We start from the raw sequence: 16,046 nt of genomic DNA on the forward strand, positions 1-16,046 counted from the left end.
CCTATACTAATCTCTGGCGCAATTTACCTGAAATGATATCAATGACTGTGACCATGACGATAATGCCGAGTAAAATGATTCCGACCCGATCCCAAGCACGTGCATTCAGCGCAAAAATAAGGGGTGTTCCGATTCCGCCTGCACCGACCAATCCAAGGATTGTCGCATAACGGACCGCAATTTCAAAACGGTATAGCGTGTAGGATAAGAATTCAGGAACTAGCTGCGGCAATGTTGCGAAGAACAACACGTTCGCCTTATTCCCACCTGCTGCCACGACGGATTCAGAAGGTCCGTTATCCATCGCCTCGATCGACTCACTATAGAACTTGGCCAGCATCCCGATCGCCCCGACACCTAGCGCAAGAATTCCTGCGAATGAACCGGGACCGACCATTTTAATGAACATGAGGGCTAAAATAATGTCCGGAAATGTTCGAATGGCAGACGAAACAAACTTACCTGATGAAGACACGATTTTCTTCTGCCCTCTTGAACGCGCAGCCCAGAAGCCGAATGGAATACTCAGGAGGCTGGACATGATCGTACCGAGAATGGCAATCGCCAACGTTTCCACAAGGAGGGAAACCAAGTCTTCTCCTTCCCCGGTCCAGACATAGCCCCAATCCGGGTGCGTGAAGCCTTCCACGATTGATTGGACCGTCTGCCAGGCAGTTGCTTTAATGCCGTTGAATGAAATTCCCGCGAAAGCCCATACGAAAATCGCAAGAACGACGAGTATCGTAATAATAGTTTTTGCCCGATTTCCTTTTGGCGGTTTTGGTAATGTCATAGCAGCTTTTCCCTCACTTTATTACTCACATAATCAATTGCCAGCACGACAACGAAAATGATTAGGATAATGACAGCTACGCGATCGTAGCGGACTTGGCTCAATGCGCGTTGAAGGAAAATACCGATACCGCCCGCACCGATATATCCAAGGACGGCGGATGCCCGGATGTTGATTTCAAATGCAAATAAAACATAATTCCAGTAATAGCTGATAACTTGCGGAATGACACCATACCGCATAATTTCGAGACGGTTGGCACCACTGGATTTAAGCGCTTCAATCGGGCCTTCGTCAATCGTTTCGATGGATTCGAAAAATAGTTTTGACACCATACCGAAAGAGAAGATGGCCAGGGCGATAATCCCCGCAAACGGCCCGATGCCGAAGACGGCAACGAAAACTGCTGCAAGCAGCAATTCCGGAATGGTCCGGATAATGTTCATCAAGAAACGCAAAACGCTGCTGATGGCTTTGTTGGAATCCATATTCCGCGCCACATAAAGCGAAAATGGAAAGGCGAGGAGTGCCCCAAATGCCGTACCTAAAATGGCCATCCGAATTGTTTCAACCAAAGGGCTCAGCACAATACTGACATAGGACCAGTCCGGTCGGCTCATTTGATCTAATATGTAACCTGCCTGGCCTACGTTCATAAACAACTGCCAAAAATCAACGTCGGTAATAATAGCACTTGTTATTATGATAATTAACAGCATGGCCAGTGTTGTAAAAAACTTAATTTTTCCTGGCTTTTTTGGAAGGGTTGTCTGATTCGGTATCATCATGCTTCCCCCTTATTGTCCTCTTCTTCGAGAATCGCTTCCCCGTAAATAGCGCGTAATGTGCTGTCAGTCGCTTCAGCTGTTGGTCCGTCAAAGACCAGCTCGCCGCCGCGTAAACCGATGATTCGGTCACCGTATTTCCGGGCAAGTTCGATAGAGTGAAGATTCACGAGAACCGTAATGCCTAAATCCCGGTTGATGCGTAGCAAGTCATCCATTACCCGTTCCGTCGTAATCGGATCGAGCGAAGCGACCGGTTCGTCTGCCAAAATGATTTTCGGTTCCTGTGCTAATGCCCGTGCAATGGAAACACGCTGCTGCTGACCGCCTGAAAGCTGGTCGGCCCGTGTATAGACTTTTTCTGCCAAGTTGACACGCTTCAAAGCCTCATAAGCGATTTCCTTATCCTTTTTCGGGAAGATGCCGAGAATCATGTTAAGTGTTGAATGATAGGCGACGCGCCCTGTCAGGACATTTCGTAAAACAGAGGACCGTTTCACGAGGTTGAAGCTTTGGAAAATCATGCCGATGTTTCGGCGAATCTCACGGAGCGATTTTCCTTTCGCCCGCGTGATGGATTGACCATCGATAATGATGTCTCCGCTCGTAATCTCATTCAGCCGGTTGATAGAGCGCAGCATCGTACTTTTCCCCGCCCCGGACAATCCGATAACGATAACGAATTCACCTTGCCCGATGGAAAGGTTCAGGTCTTTAAGACCCTGAACGCCGTTCGGGTATGTTTTATTTACATTGACCAATTGAATAACTGGCCGCTGTTCTGCAGTTGCTTGTGTAGTTGCCATCCTTTGTTCTCCTTGCTATTTTAATAAATTCTTTTATACTGGTGGGTTTGGACAGGCAATGTAATGTGACCGTTCACTGCAAGTCCTGCCACGATATCCGGAATGTAAATCATGATTTCATTCGTAATGGCATGTTTCGGAAAAATACGGATCCCTTCGCCTATTGTTTTGTAATGATTGCAAACGAAAGTGACCATTTCTTCTTCTTTCACCAGTTGACCGTTCACTTCCAGCTGACATACTTGTCCATCTTCAATGGAATAGGTCAGCCCCTTCCACATATCCGACTCGCATCCGCCCTTTTCTTTACGATACGGCGTTAGACGTCCGACCTCTGTAAGTTGAAAATTAGAGGACGCACGCAGCAACGATTCTTTCAGCTCTTTTCCAGTCATTCGCAGGACTGCAAAGGTACAAGGAAATGTAAAATTCCTCATGAGTTGTTTCATCGTGACTAATCCGTCTGATGCATCTGTTTCATATAGGGAAATAGCAGAAACCTCTTCCCCTGTTACTGTTTGTTGAATCGTATGCAGCAATTCGGTTATCGGCCTGTCCACGTAGTTTGCCACCGGGCTATTGAGCCATTCCGAAGACTCTTGCAGCCAAGGTGCCGCCTCATCGAGCAGTTCTTTGTCTTCAGGAATATCCTCCATGCTGATCAAATCCACCTGCCGATTCTTCACTTTCCAACAATCGTTCTCGTCTTGTTCCACAATAAAAGAAAGTTCACCGACATGGCTACCTCTTGTTCCTGGTTGCAGGACCGGCACTTCGCCTACGTATCCGCAGAGCACTTTATGCTGATGGCCCGCGATGACTCCATCGATGCCTTTCACTTCCGAAGCCAAACGGTAAGCTACGTTTTCACCTGTCTGGTATTCGGTCGGCAGCCCGGTAGCCAAGTCACGCTCGGTACCGCCATGATACGAGAGAAGCAGAATATCAACTTGGGGCCGCAATTCCGCTGCCCACTGATGGGCGGTTTGAAGCGGGTCTAAAACAGCAAGCCCAGGAATGTTGCCGGCATGCTCCCATCTCGGGAGGTAATCGGTGAGTAGCCCGATAATGCCAATTTTCACACCGTTCCGCTCTATTATGGTATACGGTTTCCAAATGGGGGCATGGGTCTGTTGGTCAATGACGTTGGCGGCTATGTATGGGAAAGACATTTGCTGCACGCTTTTCTCTAGGTGGGGGAGTCCATAATTGAATTCGTGGTTGCCTGGAACAGCGGCATCATATTGCATCGAATTCATGGTGGAAATCAAGGGGTTTTGCGTCCAGCGATGTTGATTTAAATATAGAAAGGTCGCAAATGCAGAGCCTTCCAAAAAATCCCCATTGTCGATGAGAATAATGGGGTCACCGCTCCCTCTTCTATCTTTCACATACGTAGAGACACGGCTTAAACCTGTTGGTGTGGGATGGCCTGACAATTCATCTGCAGCTTGGATATAGCCATGGACGTCACTCGTAGCCAGAATGGATATTTTCATAGAGGTGCCTCACTTTCTAAGCTGATTGCCATTGGGAAATTCCATAATTTCTTCATTTACGGGCAAATAAAACCGGAAATTAGAGAAAAGGGATGTTAGTCTAACATCCCTTTTCCTTGCCATTATTGACCTACAAGTTTACCGTATTCGCGGATTACGTCGTAGTTGCTATCATCAGCTTCAACGTAACCGACATGTCCATAAAGGGAACGGACAATCTCACGGCCATCTTCGGATTCACCGATTGCGATAAATGCTTTACGGATTTTTTCGATCCACTCTTTATCCATATCTGTACGTACAGCAATAGCATCGTTCGGAATACGGGCTTCTGTAAAGAAAGAATCCAAATCCTCGTGGATATTCGGGTAGTCTTTCATTAGTAAGTTACGACCATCTTCGAAACTGAAAGCTGCATCCGCATCGCCATTGATAACCGATAGGATCGCATTGTCGATACCGTTTACTGTTACAAAGTTCACATCACGGTCCACATCGATGCCAGCTTTGATCATTTCAGCAACTGGGAAGACGTAGCCACTAGCTGATACGACATCCTGAGAAGCGATTGTTTTGCCTTTCAAGTCCTCATAGCTTTTAATTCCGCTATCCTTTTTAAAGATGATCTGTCCGCGGAATGAAGATACTTTGTTGTCCTCATCCGCTTGACCGCCAGGTTGTTTTACACCATATAGTTGAGATTGCAGAATCGCATCCGCCGCACCACGGTCCTTAGCCAAAACATATGCGTTTGGAGGCATGATACCAAGGTCGATCTGCTTAGAAGCCATTGCCTCGATAATCGTGCTGTAGTCCGTTGAAACGCTCACTTCAACAGGAATTCCGAGTTCTTTTGATAAAAGGTCAGCTAATGGCTTCGCTTTTGCTTCCGCTGTATTTTCCGATTTCGTCGGAACAAATTGAACACGCAGTGTTTGTGGCACAAACGCTTCGTCTTCTTTTTTACCCTTATTGTTATCTGGTGTATCCGATTTGCCGCACGCCGCTAATAGGACAAGCATGAACGCAGCCAAACATAAAAGAGCCTTCTTCTTCATTTCCGTATTCTCCTTTGATGTAGATAGTCAATAGCTATACGACTTTCCTAATAATCGTAAAGGACTATTGTTAAGTAAATATTATCGAAACATTTTTTTAATGTAAAACCTTTTTTCACACATACAAAAAGTCTAACTTTTTAATAAATTACCTATGTATTTTCCACTTCTTATCTCATAACTAATGCGGTCAGAAAGCCTTGCCATCACTGCATTCTACATAAATTGGAATTGTATAATTTTTCAACAAAGAGGAAATCATCCCGTGAATGTATATTAAAAAGAGAAAAGAGAGTAAAAAACTATATAGTATTTTACTACTATTTGAACAAGAAAAAACCTCACACATGTGAGGTTCTGTTAAAAATCGATATATTACTTTCGTTCCACTGGCATCGAGCAGCATCTAAAGGAACCGCCCGATTTGATGATCTCCGAAAAGTCGATTTCGATGACGTTAAATCCGTGGTGTCGCAAAGCGGCATTTACCTCTTTATTTTGAGGCAAGCTGAATACTTTTCCGTTTCCAATGGAAAGCACGTTCGTCCCCATTGTGAACTGTTCCTCCGCATTCACTTCGATCAGTTCATACGAAGCCGCAAGTTCCTTCACCGTCTCCGGATCAAATGCCGGAGGAAAAATAAGCGCTTTTTCAGGTGATACAATGTTAAATACACAATCGAGGTGCAAATACTTCTCATCGAACGAAATCTTTTTTATGTCATAGCCAGACAGTTTCTGCTCCAATTGCTGGACCGCTTCTTCGGACGTACGGCTGCTTATGCCAATGTAGACGGTATCCCGGTCAACAATGACATCCCCGCCTTCTACACGGCTCGTTGTCACCTGATACGAGATGTTTTGCTTTGTCAGCCAATCTTCCAGAATGGCTTCTTCACCTTTTCGGATATCTGTTGCGAGTTCCGCGACAAATATCGTTTCTCCAATTGTAAAACCGATATCGCGTGTAAATACTTGCTCTGGATATTCCGGGGACGCAGGAAGCTTAATCACATCAACGCCATGTTCCTTCAGCAGCTTTTCAAATTCCGCATGTTGCCTCATGGCACGATGTTGATTAATTTCTTCTGTTTCGTATACCTTTTGTACTTCGTTGATTGCCTCTTCGATTGCCATGAATTTTGGCTGGCAAAGGATAACTCGGCATAATTGATCGTATTCTGTATCACATTTCGTTTGAATTGGTTTATTCACATGAGCTTCCATTACATATGCCTCCAGTAACTAAAGTCTTTCTTTCCTTTCCCTTTCGTTACTGGCAGCAAACATGGTTAGGAACCCTTTTCCCGGTCGGACATGAGCGGATAATCTGAAATGGGTTCGGCGAACGGCGGCATGAGCTCACTTGAAGCCAAACCTGATGTGCCTGAATTCCGTATTTTCCGGATGACTAATTCAGAATCCTTCATTTCCACTTCTACCGTTTCACCCAAGATAACCTGCAAATGATCCAACATTTCCTCGCTCAATGTGACCGCGAATGTATCATTGCCCCGTATGATTCGCTGGGGTGAAAATTTCGGGGCATTCCCCTTCCATTGATCCATTCAATCCCCTCCTACCTATCATCGTAGCCAAGTCATGCCTCAGCCATACTCGGCAATCCGCTGGCTTCTTCTAGCGATAGCAGTCTTTCTTTCATCTCCAGCCCTCCGCGAAAGCCCGTCAACTTACCGTTCTTGCCGATTACGCGATGACATGGAACCGCAATTAAGATCGGGTTGGCACCGATTGCTCCGCCAACAGCTCTCACTGCATTTGGCTTTCCAATCAACTCTGCAATTTCAGCATAATTCTTCGTGAATCCGTAAGGAATTTGCTGTAATGCATTCCAGACATCTTGCTGAAAGGCCGTTCCATGAAGATCAACAGGCATGGAAAACTTTTTCAATGAACCGTCCATGTAGGCGGCAAGCTCCTTGGTCCAGGGGGCAAGCTTCTCCGGGTTTTCATGTAAAACTGCTTGTGGCAGCCTCTTCTTCTGCCATTCGTTCAGCTCCCCAAACGTTGATTGATTGGGACTGATATAACAAATCCCTTTATCCGTAGCCGCTAGTATCATTTGCCAGTCTCGATGCCTGAAGTCTGTCCAATACATATCCATCCCGCTTCCTCCTCCACTCTTTTTTTCATTATATCTAATACATCCTGTCCTATCTATGTTACAACTAAATAAAGAGGAGGAATGGGCATGGAGCGATATGACGATATCCAAATCCCGGTTCCAGCAGAATTCAGTTATTATCAAAATATAAAGTACTTGAAGGATGCGGGAAATGAATGCATGTATGAAGTGGAAGATGGCCATATTCGACGGGCACTTTCTATTCCTGGAGAAGCACCTGTTTTCATTGACATTAGCAATGCTGAAACCGGTGGCTTGCTCGTCCAAACATGGGGAGCAGCGAACGATGCCACACTTCAGAAAGTGCAGCATTATGTAACAGACTGGTTCGACTTAGAAACCGATTTGCGTCCATTCTATGCGATGGCACAGGAAGATCGCTATTTGCAAAAGGCCATAGAGCAATTTTATGGCTTGCGCAATATGGGCATTCCTGATTTTTTTGAAGCGGTCAGCTGGGGTATAATCGGCCAGCAAATCAATCTGGCGTTCGCTTTCACATTAAAACGCCGATTCGTCGAGACTTTCGGATCTTCTATCGAATGGGAAGGCAAGCGCTATTGGCTTTTTCCTACACCTGAAACGATTGCAGCACTGTCAGTAGAAGAGCTGGTCCCTTTACAAATGACACAGCGGAAAAGTGAGTATCTAATCGGGGTGGCACGACTCATTGTCGAAAGGAAACTTTCCAAGGAAGTTGTGCAAGCTGCGGGTTCTTATAAGGAAGCTGAGAAAATGTTAACTTCTGTACGTGGGATTGGTCCTTGGACCGCGAATTACGTGCTCATGCGCTGCCTTCGCTCGCCGAATGCGTTTCCGCTCGCAGATGTCGGACTGCTGAATGCCATTAAGTATCTTGATAACTTGGATGAAAAGCCGAGCCGCGAGGAGCTATTGCGTCTCGCTGTACCGTGGGCTGATTGGGAATCCTATGCCACGTTCTATTTGTGGCGGTTTTTGTATTGAAGCGGGATGTTAAGGTGATTTAATGCCAGTCAAAAATAGTTGGAGACAGGGAAGGATAGTAAGTAGATTTCCCATATCTCATCATTCGATGTATTTAGGGAGCATTCACTGTTTATCGTGGAAATAATTTATTTCCCGCAATTGAGATTCCACGGCAATATACCGCTGAAACGTTGATTTAACAAGCTTTCCCAACTAATAACAAAGGGAAATAATTTCATTTCTCTGTCGATTTCCCGGGAAATAAATCGAAAGGGAACTCCATTTCCCGGAGTTCCCCTTCTGTCTGCTTATAGTTCTTTGCCAATTCCATAGTAATGCGCCATTTCACTTTCTGGCACCATACCGCCGCCCGTTGCCCAAACGAGATGTGTGGCATTCGGATGATCGGCGTCTTGTACTTCATTGGAAATCGATTGAATTGGACCTGTCATGCCGGCCAATGCAGAAGGCTCAAGACGGATTCCCTCCACATCGGCAAGCATGGTGAGGAGCCGGAACATCGTCTGATCTGCTATTGTGTAGCACCCTTCAATAAGAGGTGCCATCGTCTTCCCGACAAAACCGGATGGTCTTCCTACTGCGAGGCCATCTGCTACTGTTTTATTATCCAGCCCGATATCATTCACAGCGATTTCCTCATGCAATCCAGTCATCATGCCAAGCAGCATGCAAGGGGAATGGGTCGGCTCGGCAAAGAAGCAATGAACATGATCTCCGAATGCCCTTTTCAACCCAAACGCGACACCGCCCGGACCGCCGCCGACACCGCACGGCAAATAGACGAATAGCGGGTGATCCTTGTCCACTTGAATGTCTTGCTCTTTCAGTTGAGCGGCTACGCGTTCTCCAGCAACTGCATACCCGAGGAATAAATCAATGGAATTTTCATCATCTACAAAATGACAGAGCGGATCGGCTTCCGCCTGCTTGCGTCCTTCCTCAACCGCCTTGCTGTAATCGTCAGCATACTCGACCACGGCAACTCCCTTTTCCCGTAGCATGTCCTTCTTCCACTGCTTTGCATCCGCCGACATATGGACCGTTACATTGAATCCAAGCTTCGCACTCATAATTCCGATACTGAGTCCGAGATTGCCTGTTGAACCGACCGCAATCTTATGTTTGGCCAGCTCATTACGAATAGCCGGATCGTCGAATCGAATATAATTGTCCTCTGTTGTAATCAATCCTTTATCAAGCGCAATCGTTTCTGCATGCTTCAGCACTTCATAAATACCGCCACGTGCCTTGATTGATCCTGAAATAGGCAATGCATTGTCTTCTTTCAAATATAGCTTGCCTGGAATGTTACACTCGTAGGCTTCTCCAAGTAATTTTGCCATCGCTGAAATCTCGGTTAACGGGGACTCAATGATTCCTTGTGCGGGAGCTGTTTCTGGAAACACCTTCGCAATATAAGGAGCAAATCGCTTTAAACGGTCGCTCGCTTCCTGAACCGCAGCGTCAGAGATACCGGATTGCATGATCCCTTGTTGAGCCGTGCCGTTCTCCGGGTTCAGCCATAACACTTCTTTTTCCCCGATTAGTTCCTGAATCAGTGGATACGTTTTTATTAATTGAGCACGTTGTATTTCGTTCATCCCGACACCGCCTGCTAGATTATTTTTCCCTAGTATAGCATGGCTTATTTCAAGACGTACTTATCAAGCAATTGCCGTGTCACATCGAATCTGGACGGTCCGCTTTCATTCCGATCCTCTACAGCCCCCATTACGACGGTGATAATCCGTCTGCCGTCAAATACGCCCGTACTCGCAAAACAGGAGCCTGCTCCTTCTGTGTAACCTGTTTTCAACCCATCGATTCCATTCATCGCAAGCGGCATCCCCGGAAGCATGATGTTCGTATTCCAGCGCACGACGCCATCTCTCGTCGTGAAATCAGTCATCTTCGAATAGTCCAGCACTTCTGGATGATCTTTAATCAATAACTGTGCGAGCGCCGCCACATCTCTCGCCGATGCTCTATTCGTCTCCTCTTCGTCCAGACCGGTTGCATTAACGAAATGAGCGGATCGCAAACCAAATTCTCCGGCTTTGGCATTCATCACCTCAACAAACGCATCTTCGGATCCGCTTACCGCTTCCGCCAGAGCAATGGCCGCATCATTAGCCGAAAGGACGGTCATCGCCGTAAATAACTCCTGGACGGAATACGTATCGGATGAAGACATGCCAAGCGTCACCATTTGCGGATCCGCAGTCTTTTGGAAGACTTCCGCGGATGGTTGATAAAGCGTGTCCCAATTAATGCGCCCGCTTTTAATGGCATCCAGCACGATATATTGTGTCATCATCTTAGACATGCTCGCGATCGGTAAAGACTCTTTGCTATTCATTTCAAATAAAATCTTATTTGTATCGACATCTACTACAATAGCCGCTTTCGCCCCGACACCAGGCCTCTCTTCTTTCGCCGATTGTTCTTTTTGAAAGTAAAGGAAAGCCAGTAAAATGACCGTTACTAGCGCCAGTAATTTTTTCATAAGACATCCCCCATGTTCATTTACCTATATCATCCCTGATAATCATGAAGAATTATGCATCGCCATTCTGAAGAATTTCTTAAGATAAGCAAATTCCCCCTCTATCAACCGCACACACCTCAAAGTTCACCTCGGAATACTGTAAGAGTAATGACACTTCAAACTCAGGGAACCCTGAGGACAAACTCGTACGGCCGTTTTTGGTCTACTGTGGGAAGGTGATGCATATTTCATTGTATACAGATGTTCTTTCTTGAAAGGAAATTAGACAGAAAGGAAGGATGCTCAGCTCAATGAATACGAAGGATTGCCGATACCTGTCCAGGAACAGGCAAATCTCATGCATAAATGGTATTCCCAGAGTGGGGCAATGAGCTGAAACGGTACGAGGAGGGGTTCCTACGGTCGAAGCTCTTATAATTCGGCAAGTTCATTGCCAGCTCGTCCTCTTATAAGAACTAGGAAGGGCAGTTTGAAAAAGTAATGAAAGGCTAGTACCTTTACGAATTTCCATAATGATAAAGCTGCCTCCACGATAACGGGGAGACAGCTTTTTCAATTATAGTTTGGTCCGCACATCCCAGAGTTCCGGGAAGAATTGGTGTTCCAGCATCTGCTTTAAATAACTGACACCCGACGAACCACCAGTTCCTGTCTTGAAGCCGATAATCCGCTCTACGGTTTTCATGTGGCGGAAACGCCATTGCTGGTGGCTGTCTTCAATATCAACGAGCTTTTCAGCTAGCTGGTACAGATCCCAGTGAGTGTCCACGTCCCGGTACACTTCCAGCCAGGCATCCGCTACGGTCGGATCCCCTTGATAGGTAACCGAGTAATCGCGATCCAGCAATTCTGGATTGATTGAAAAACCGGCTCTTGCCAAAGCTCGGATGGCAACGTCATAAATACCCGGTGCATGGTAAGCTGCCGTTAAGTCACGGGCGAGATCAGGATCTTTCTCATAGATTTTCAAGATATGCGGCTGTTTGAAACCTAATGCGAACTCGATCTGCCGATTCTGATAGGACTGGAAGCCTGATGCACGGCCGAGACTTTCGCGAAATTCCATATATTCAGCAGGCGTCAATGTCGCGAGTACGTCCCACGCTTGGATAATTTGCGATTGGACGCGGGACACGCGCGCCAACATTTTAAACGCTTCCGGCAGCTCATCACGCTCAATCGATTCGATCGCCGTATTCAACTCATGCAAAATAAGCTTCATCCAAAGCTCACTCACTTGATGAATGACGATGAACAGCATTTCATCATGATGGCCGGACAAGCGCTCCTGGCTCGATAACACTTGATCGAGACGAAGGTACTCTCCATACGTCATATTTTCTTTAAAATCGGTATGAATCCCTTTTTCCGTCATGCGCGCCACTTCCTTACGACAGCGCGGACCGGGCTTCCATCGGCACCTTGAAGCGGGAGAGGCAAAGCAATTAATTCATAATCGCCAGGCTCCACTTCGTCCAGCACAATATTTTCTAAAATCAAAACGCCGTTTGCATGAAGAGAATGATGAGCGTCCAGTGTCTTGCTCGGTTCCGGATCGACGGATGGTGTGTCGACCCCAATTAGCTTGACGCCGCGCTCTTGCAGCAACGGGCCGATATCCGCACGCAATACAGTGTAGGTATCCGGAAACACATCCGAACTCGGACGGCTACCCGTTTTCAATAAAATCCGGCTTGCCCCGCCAAAGTCGATGGCCTCAAGATCCGAACGGCCGACGCTTTCAAGGCCGGTCACATCAATAACCCTGGCTTTCCCGATATACGCATCGATCGGGAGCTCATCCACCTTTGCCCCCTCATCATCGTAATGGAAAGGGGCGTCAATATGCGTCCCCATATGAGTACTCGTCGTCAACTTGCCAATGTTGACGGAACCAGTAAACTCTTTAATAAAACGCACTTCATAGGTGAACGGCGTGTCTCCCGGCCATTCTGCAATGCCATTATGAAGCGGCTGCGAAATATCGATCCATTTCTCTGTCATGCAACGACTCCCCTTTTATTCTCAAATTGTTCATAGCGCTTTTCTTCCATGATGACTTTCAGCTTTTGTACTGTATGCCATACATCTTCAAACGAATTGTAGAGTGCAACCGGAGCAAGTCGGATGCCATTCGGCGCCCTGAAATCCGGAATGACCCCATCCTTTTTCAGCGCCTTGCAAATGCGGGCAGCTTCGGCATGTTCCAATAAAACATGACCACCCCGTGTATCATCAGTCGGGTTACCGATGGTAAATTCATATGCCGCCAGTTCATGCCGAATTAAATCCAGCATATAAGACGTCAACTGAAGCGATTTCTGGCGGATCGCAGGCATGCCCACTTCCTCAAACATCGTAAGAGAACCGATCAGTGGAGCGAGACTCAGCACATGCGGCGTGCCGATTTGAAAAGCGCCTGCATGCTCCGCGGGATCCATCGTATGCTCCATGTCGAATTGCGATTCCTTTTTTGAACCGAACCAACCCGCTAATCCTGGCAGCGTGCCAAAGTGCTTCTCATGAATGAACAAGCCGCCCACGGATCCGGGCCCGCCGTTCAAATGCTTGTATGTACACCAGAAAGCGAAATCCGTTCCCCACTCATGAAGAGCATGCTCGACCGAACCGACGGAGTGGCATAGGTCAAAACCAATTGGAATGCTTCGCTCCTGTGCTGCTTTCGTCAGTTTTTTCATATCGAGGATCTGACCGCTGCGATAGAGCACCGCAGGGAGAACAACGAGCGCCACTTCGTCCGTCATAGCAGCGATAATATCCTCTTCCCGCAGCATCCTGCCGTCCGGACTCTTCACCCGGATCAAATGCTCATCCGGGTCATACCCCTTCAGCCGCAATTGACTCTGAAGCGCATAAATATCAGAAGGAAAATTCAACTCATCTGCAAGAATCTTCACCTTCTTACCTGCAGGCTTGTAAAACGTCGAAACCAGCTGATGTAGATTGGTTGTCGTCGAGCCTGTCGCAACCGTCTCTTCCGGCTTCCCGCCTACAAGCGGCCCCATCTTTGCACCCACCTGTTCAGACAAATAAAACCACGGATGCTCCCCCTCCGTCCAGCCATCAATCCCGAGCGTTTTCCAAGAATCCAGCAACGCATGCAACGTCCGCTCCGCCCGTTTGGACATTAAACCAAGCGAATTCCCATCCATGTAAATCGCATGCGGCAGCAAATAAAACTCCTCTTTATAAGCAGCAAGACCGTCTTGCTCATCTAACGTTCTCGCACAAGCTAAAGTCATTGTCTCCATACCCAATCCCCTTTCTCACCTTACTAGAAGAATAGCATATCCGGCACGGTAGAGGGAAAGGCAAGTTGAAAATCATATTTGATAGCGGGTCAGACATGTTGGGTTGTTGACGAGCTGGGAGCGATTGATTGAAAGGTGACCAATACCTTATTAGCACGATTGCTCATATATTATAAAGACTGCTCGAATATCCGGTTTACTGCTCTTAAGTGCGGGACAAGTGCTCGTAAAGCCAGAGGAGTACTCGTATATCGATTAGACTGCTCGATTGTTTGCGAGAAATGCTCGTATAAGTCGAAAGAGTGCTCTTTCTATTGGCAAGTTGCAAAGCTCAATGGAATAGTATTGCAACAGATCAGGAAGCAGCACCACTCTCCAGACTACAGGATTGCCTCAAACAAAAAACCACTCCCTCGCCTACAGGCTGGAGTGGTGATGGGGTCTTCTCAGTCTAGTCAGTCATTTGAACCAGCCTTTTTCCTTGAAGCGGGAAATAGCTTCGATTCGGTTGCCGACACCAAGTTTATCGAGAATGGTCGAGATGTAGTTACGGACGGTGCCTGGCGTCAAGTACAGTTCGCCGGCGATTTCTTTTGTCGTTTTGCCTTCTGCCACAAGGCCGAGTACTTGGCTTTCACGTTCAGTGAGCGGATTTTCCGTGTCGTCGTCATCGCCATAGGCAATGTCTACGAGCTCGGGGGCATAGATTCGACGACCGGCCATGATGGCATGGATGGAAGAAACAAGTTCTTCGATCGGGCTGTCTTTCAGCAAATAGCCCCGCACTTCAGCTTTTCTGGCCCGTTCAAAATAGCCGGCGCGTGCGAAGGTCGTCAAGATGATGATTTTACAATCTTTCCCGCGCAGCATCTCTGCAGCGTCCAATCCTGTTTTCACCGGCATTTCAATATCCATAATACAGATGTCCGGGTTGTGGGCGTTGACGAGTGCGACAGCCTCTTCCCCGTTTTTCGCCATGCCGACCACTTCCATATCCTCTTCCATGTTCAGCAGCGAACCGAGCGCCCCTAACATCATTCCCTGGTCCTCCGCAATGACAATACGTATCATTCCGATTTCTCCCCTTCCTGATGAGTGATGACAAGCGGCACACGGATCGTCAGCGTCGTGCCCTCTTCCACTTCCACAGACAAACTTCCATTTACGAATTCCAAGCGTTCCGCCATGCCGCGCAGTCCGCTGCCAGTCATTTCTCCCGGCTTCCGGGCCAACCCAGTTCCGTTGTCCTGGACGATTATCCGAAATTCATTTAGACGCCGTTCAAAAAGTATGAGACACGCCGTAGCGCCACTATGCTTGACGATGTTTGTAACGGCTTCCTTCAAGCACATGCTCAGTACGTTCTCCAAGATGACCGGGAGTTCTCCCAGCTGATTCTCCCCCTCAATCCGACACTCCATTTCAGCCGCTTTGATGATTTGTCTGACCCTGATCAATTCGTCCTTCAGCTTGGTCGCCCGGATGCCCGCAACCAATTCACGCACTTCTTTCAGTGCAATGCTTGCAGTATGCCGAATATCATTCAATTCCTTTTCGGCCTCTTCCGGATTTCGGGTGATCAGCCTTCGAGCCAAATCACTTTTCAAACCGATCATGGACAGCTTCTGACCGAGAGTATCATGCAAATCGCGCGCAATCCTTTCTCGCTCTTCCAATAAAACCAATTCTGAAATACGCTCCTTTGCGTCTTCCAGCTGACCTTCCAAATTCTCCTTTTTGCCTCGGTGATACAAGTTGAATGGCAATAAAATAACACCGATGACTGTGACAATAATAAAATGCACTTGCGGCAAAAACAAATGGATGTCAATGAAGAATCCAGCGACAATCGCACCAATTGTGAAAAAGATATGTAGGCCGTACATGATGAAAAATCCCACCGGCCTGCGTATATTGCCTATGAAAAACGCAGTGAAAATGGAGAAATACACGTAGCCAAAAAGCAGCGTCATCACAATATTTATTACCATTTCAAAGCTGAGCCACATGTAGACCAGTCCGGATTTAGATTTAAAGGAAAAGAAATAGGACAAGAAAAACAGCAGCAATAGGCTGATTCCGATAATCACACTGACAAGATTCGTGACGCGGAAGATGAAGAAGAACGGCAGCAGGCAAAAGATGACCCATGCGTAAATACTGAGCCACGGGTTTCTCGGAAAGATCGTATACCATTTCTGCATCAGCT

Annotated in this window: 16 protein-coding genes; 1 reads left to right on the forward strand and 15 read right to left on the reverse strand. The window is 47.0% G+C overall.

Features of this window, described 5'->3' with window-relative positions:
- Nucleotide 1 precedes the first annotated feature (1 nt).
- The 8 genes from phnE (ACSW3C_RS07865) to ACSW3C_RS07900 all read right to left on the reverse strand — a co-directional run bounded on the left by phnE (ACSW3C_RS07865) (nt 2) and on the right by ACSW3C_RS07900 (nt 7,066).
- Complete coding sequence (gene phnE / locus ACSW3C_RS07865; protein WP_486561882.1) at nt 2-793, reverse strand: phosphonate ABC transporter, permease protein PhnE; 792 nt, start codon at nt 791-793, stop codon at nt 2-4.
- Nucleotides 790-1,578 carry a phosphonate ABC transporter, permease protein PhnE gene (gene phnE, locus ACSW3C_RS07870; RefSeq protein ID WP_486561884.1) on the reverse strand — a complete coding sequence of 263 codons (789 nt, stop codon included), beginning with the start codon at nt 1,576-1,578 and terminating at the stop codon, nt 790-792. Before phnE (ACSW3C_RS07870) ends, phnE (ACSW3C_RS07865) begins: the two co-directional genes overlap by 4 nt.
- The gene (gene phnC, locus ACSW3C_RS07875; protein WP_486561886.1) at nt 1,578-2,384 is read right to left on the reverse strand and encodes a phosphonate ABC transporter ATP-binding protein; all 807 of its coding nucleotides are present in this window, start codon (nt 2,382-2,384) and stop codon (nt 1,578-1,580) included. The genes phnE (ACSW3C_RS07870) and phnC overlap by 1 nt, the downstream gene beginning before the upstream one ends.
- 20 nt (nt 2,385-2,404) lie before the next feature.
- Complete coding sequence (locus tag ACSW3C_RS07880; protein ID WP_486561888.1) at nt 2,405-3,883, reverse strand: bifunctional metallophosphatase/5'-nucleotidase; 1,479 nt, start codon at nt 3,881-3,883, stop codon at nt 2,405-2,407.
- 122 nt (nt 3,884-4,005) lie between these two features.
- Complete coding sequence (locus ACSW3C_RS07885) at nt 4,006-4,941, reverse strand: phosphate/phosphite/phosphonate ABC transporter substrate-binding protein (RefSeq protein ID WP_486561889.1); 936 nt, start codon at nt 4,939-4,941, stop codon at nt 4,006-4,008.
- 375 nt (nt 4,942-5,316) lie between these two features.
- On the reverse strand, nt 5,317-6,168 hold the full coding sequence (locus ACSW3C_RS07890) for a dimethylarginine dimethylaminohydrolase family protein (RefSeq protein WP_486561890.1): 852 nt from the start codon (nt 6,166-6,168) through the stop codon (nt 5,317-5,319).
- A gap of 65 nt (nt 6,169-6,233) precedes the next feature.
- A complete protein-coding gene (locus ACSW3C_RS07895; RefSeq protein WP_486561892.1) occupies nt 6,234-6,509 on the reverse strand; it encodes a hypothetical protein in 276 nt (91 codons plus the stop codon).
- A 32-nt stretch (nt 6,510-6,541) separates the two neighbouring features.
- The gene (locus tag ACSW3C_RS07900; protein WP_486561893.1) at nt 6,542-7,066 is read right to left on the reverse strand and encodes a methylated-DNA--[protein]-cysteine S-methyltransferase; all 525 of its coding nucleotides are present in this window, start codon (nt 7,064-7,066) and stop codon (nt 6,542-6,544) included.
- Between the two features lie 81 nt (nt 7,067-7,147).
- Between ACSW3C_RS07900 and ACSW3C_RS07905 the strand changes: the two genes are divergently transcribed.
- The gene (locus tag ACSW3C_RS07905) at nt 7,148-8,053 is read left to right on the forward strand and encodes a DNA-3-methyladenine glycosylase family protein (RefSeq protein ID WP_486561894.1); all 906 of its coding nucleotides are present in this window, start codon (nt 7,148-7,150) and stop codon (nt 8,051-8,053) included.
- Between the two features lie 290 nt (nt 8,054-8,343).
- Here the strand turns inward: ACSW3C_RS07905 and dsdA are convergent, their stop codons facing one another.
- From dsdA to ACSW3C_RS07940, 7 genes are all read right to left on the reverse strand, one after another.
- Nucleotides 8,344-9,657 (reverse strand): D-serine ammonia-lyase, encoded by a 1,314-nt coding sequence (gene dsdA / locus ACSW3C_RS07910; protein WP_486561896.1) that lies wholly within the window; start codon nt 9,655-9,657, stop codon nt 8,344-8,346.
- A gap of 44 nt (nt 9,658-9,701) precedes the next feature.
- Nucleotides 9,702-10,562, reverse strand: coding sequence for a D-alanyl-D-alanine carboxypeptidase family protein (locus tag ACSW3C_RS07915; RefSeq protein WP_486561898.1), 861 nt, complete (start codon nt 10,560-10,562; stop codon nt 9,702-9,704).
- A gap of 559 nt (nt 10,563-11,121) precedes the next feature.
- Entirely contained in the window at nt 11,122-11,940 is an 819-nt protein-coding gene (gene kynA / locus ACSW3C_RS07920; protein WP_486561899.1) for a tryptophan 2,3-dioxygenase, read from the reverse strand.
- Nucleotides 11,937-12,569: an arylformamidase gene (kynB, locus tag ACSW3C_RS07925; protein WP_486561901.1), complete on the reverse strand. Its 633-nt coding sequence runs from the start codon at nt 12,567-12,569 to the stop codon at nt 11,937-11,939. Before kynB ends, kynA begins: the two co-directional genes overlap by 4 nt.
- Nucleotides 12,566-13,837, reverse strand: coding sequence for a kynureninase (kynU, locus tag ACSW3C_RS07930; protein ID WP_486561902.1), 1,272 nt, complete (start codon nt 13,835-13,837; stop codon nt 12,566-12,568). The genes kynB and kynU overlap by 4 nt, the downstream gene beginning before the upstream one ends.
- Before the next feature lie 459 nt (nt 13,838-14,296).
- On the reverse strand, nt 14,297-14,908 hold the full coding sequence (locus tag ACSW3C_RS07935) for a response regulator (protein ID WP_486561904.1): 612 nt from the start codon (nt 14,906-14,908) through the stop codon (nt 14,297-14,299).
- Nucleotides 14,905-16,041, reverse strand: coding sequence for a sensor histidine kinase (locus tag ACSW3C_RS07940; RefSeq protein ID WP_486561906.1), 1,137 nt, complete (start codon nt 16,039-16,041; stop codon nt 14,905-14,907). The genes ACSW3C_RS07935 and ACSW3C_RS07940 overlap by 4 nt, the downstream gene beginning before the upstream one ends.
- Between the last annotated feature and the right edge of the window lie 5 nt (nt 16,042-16,046).

The organism is Sporosarcina sp. AD_1 (assembly GCF_057373025.1).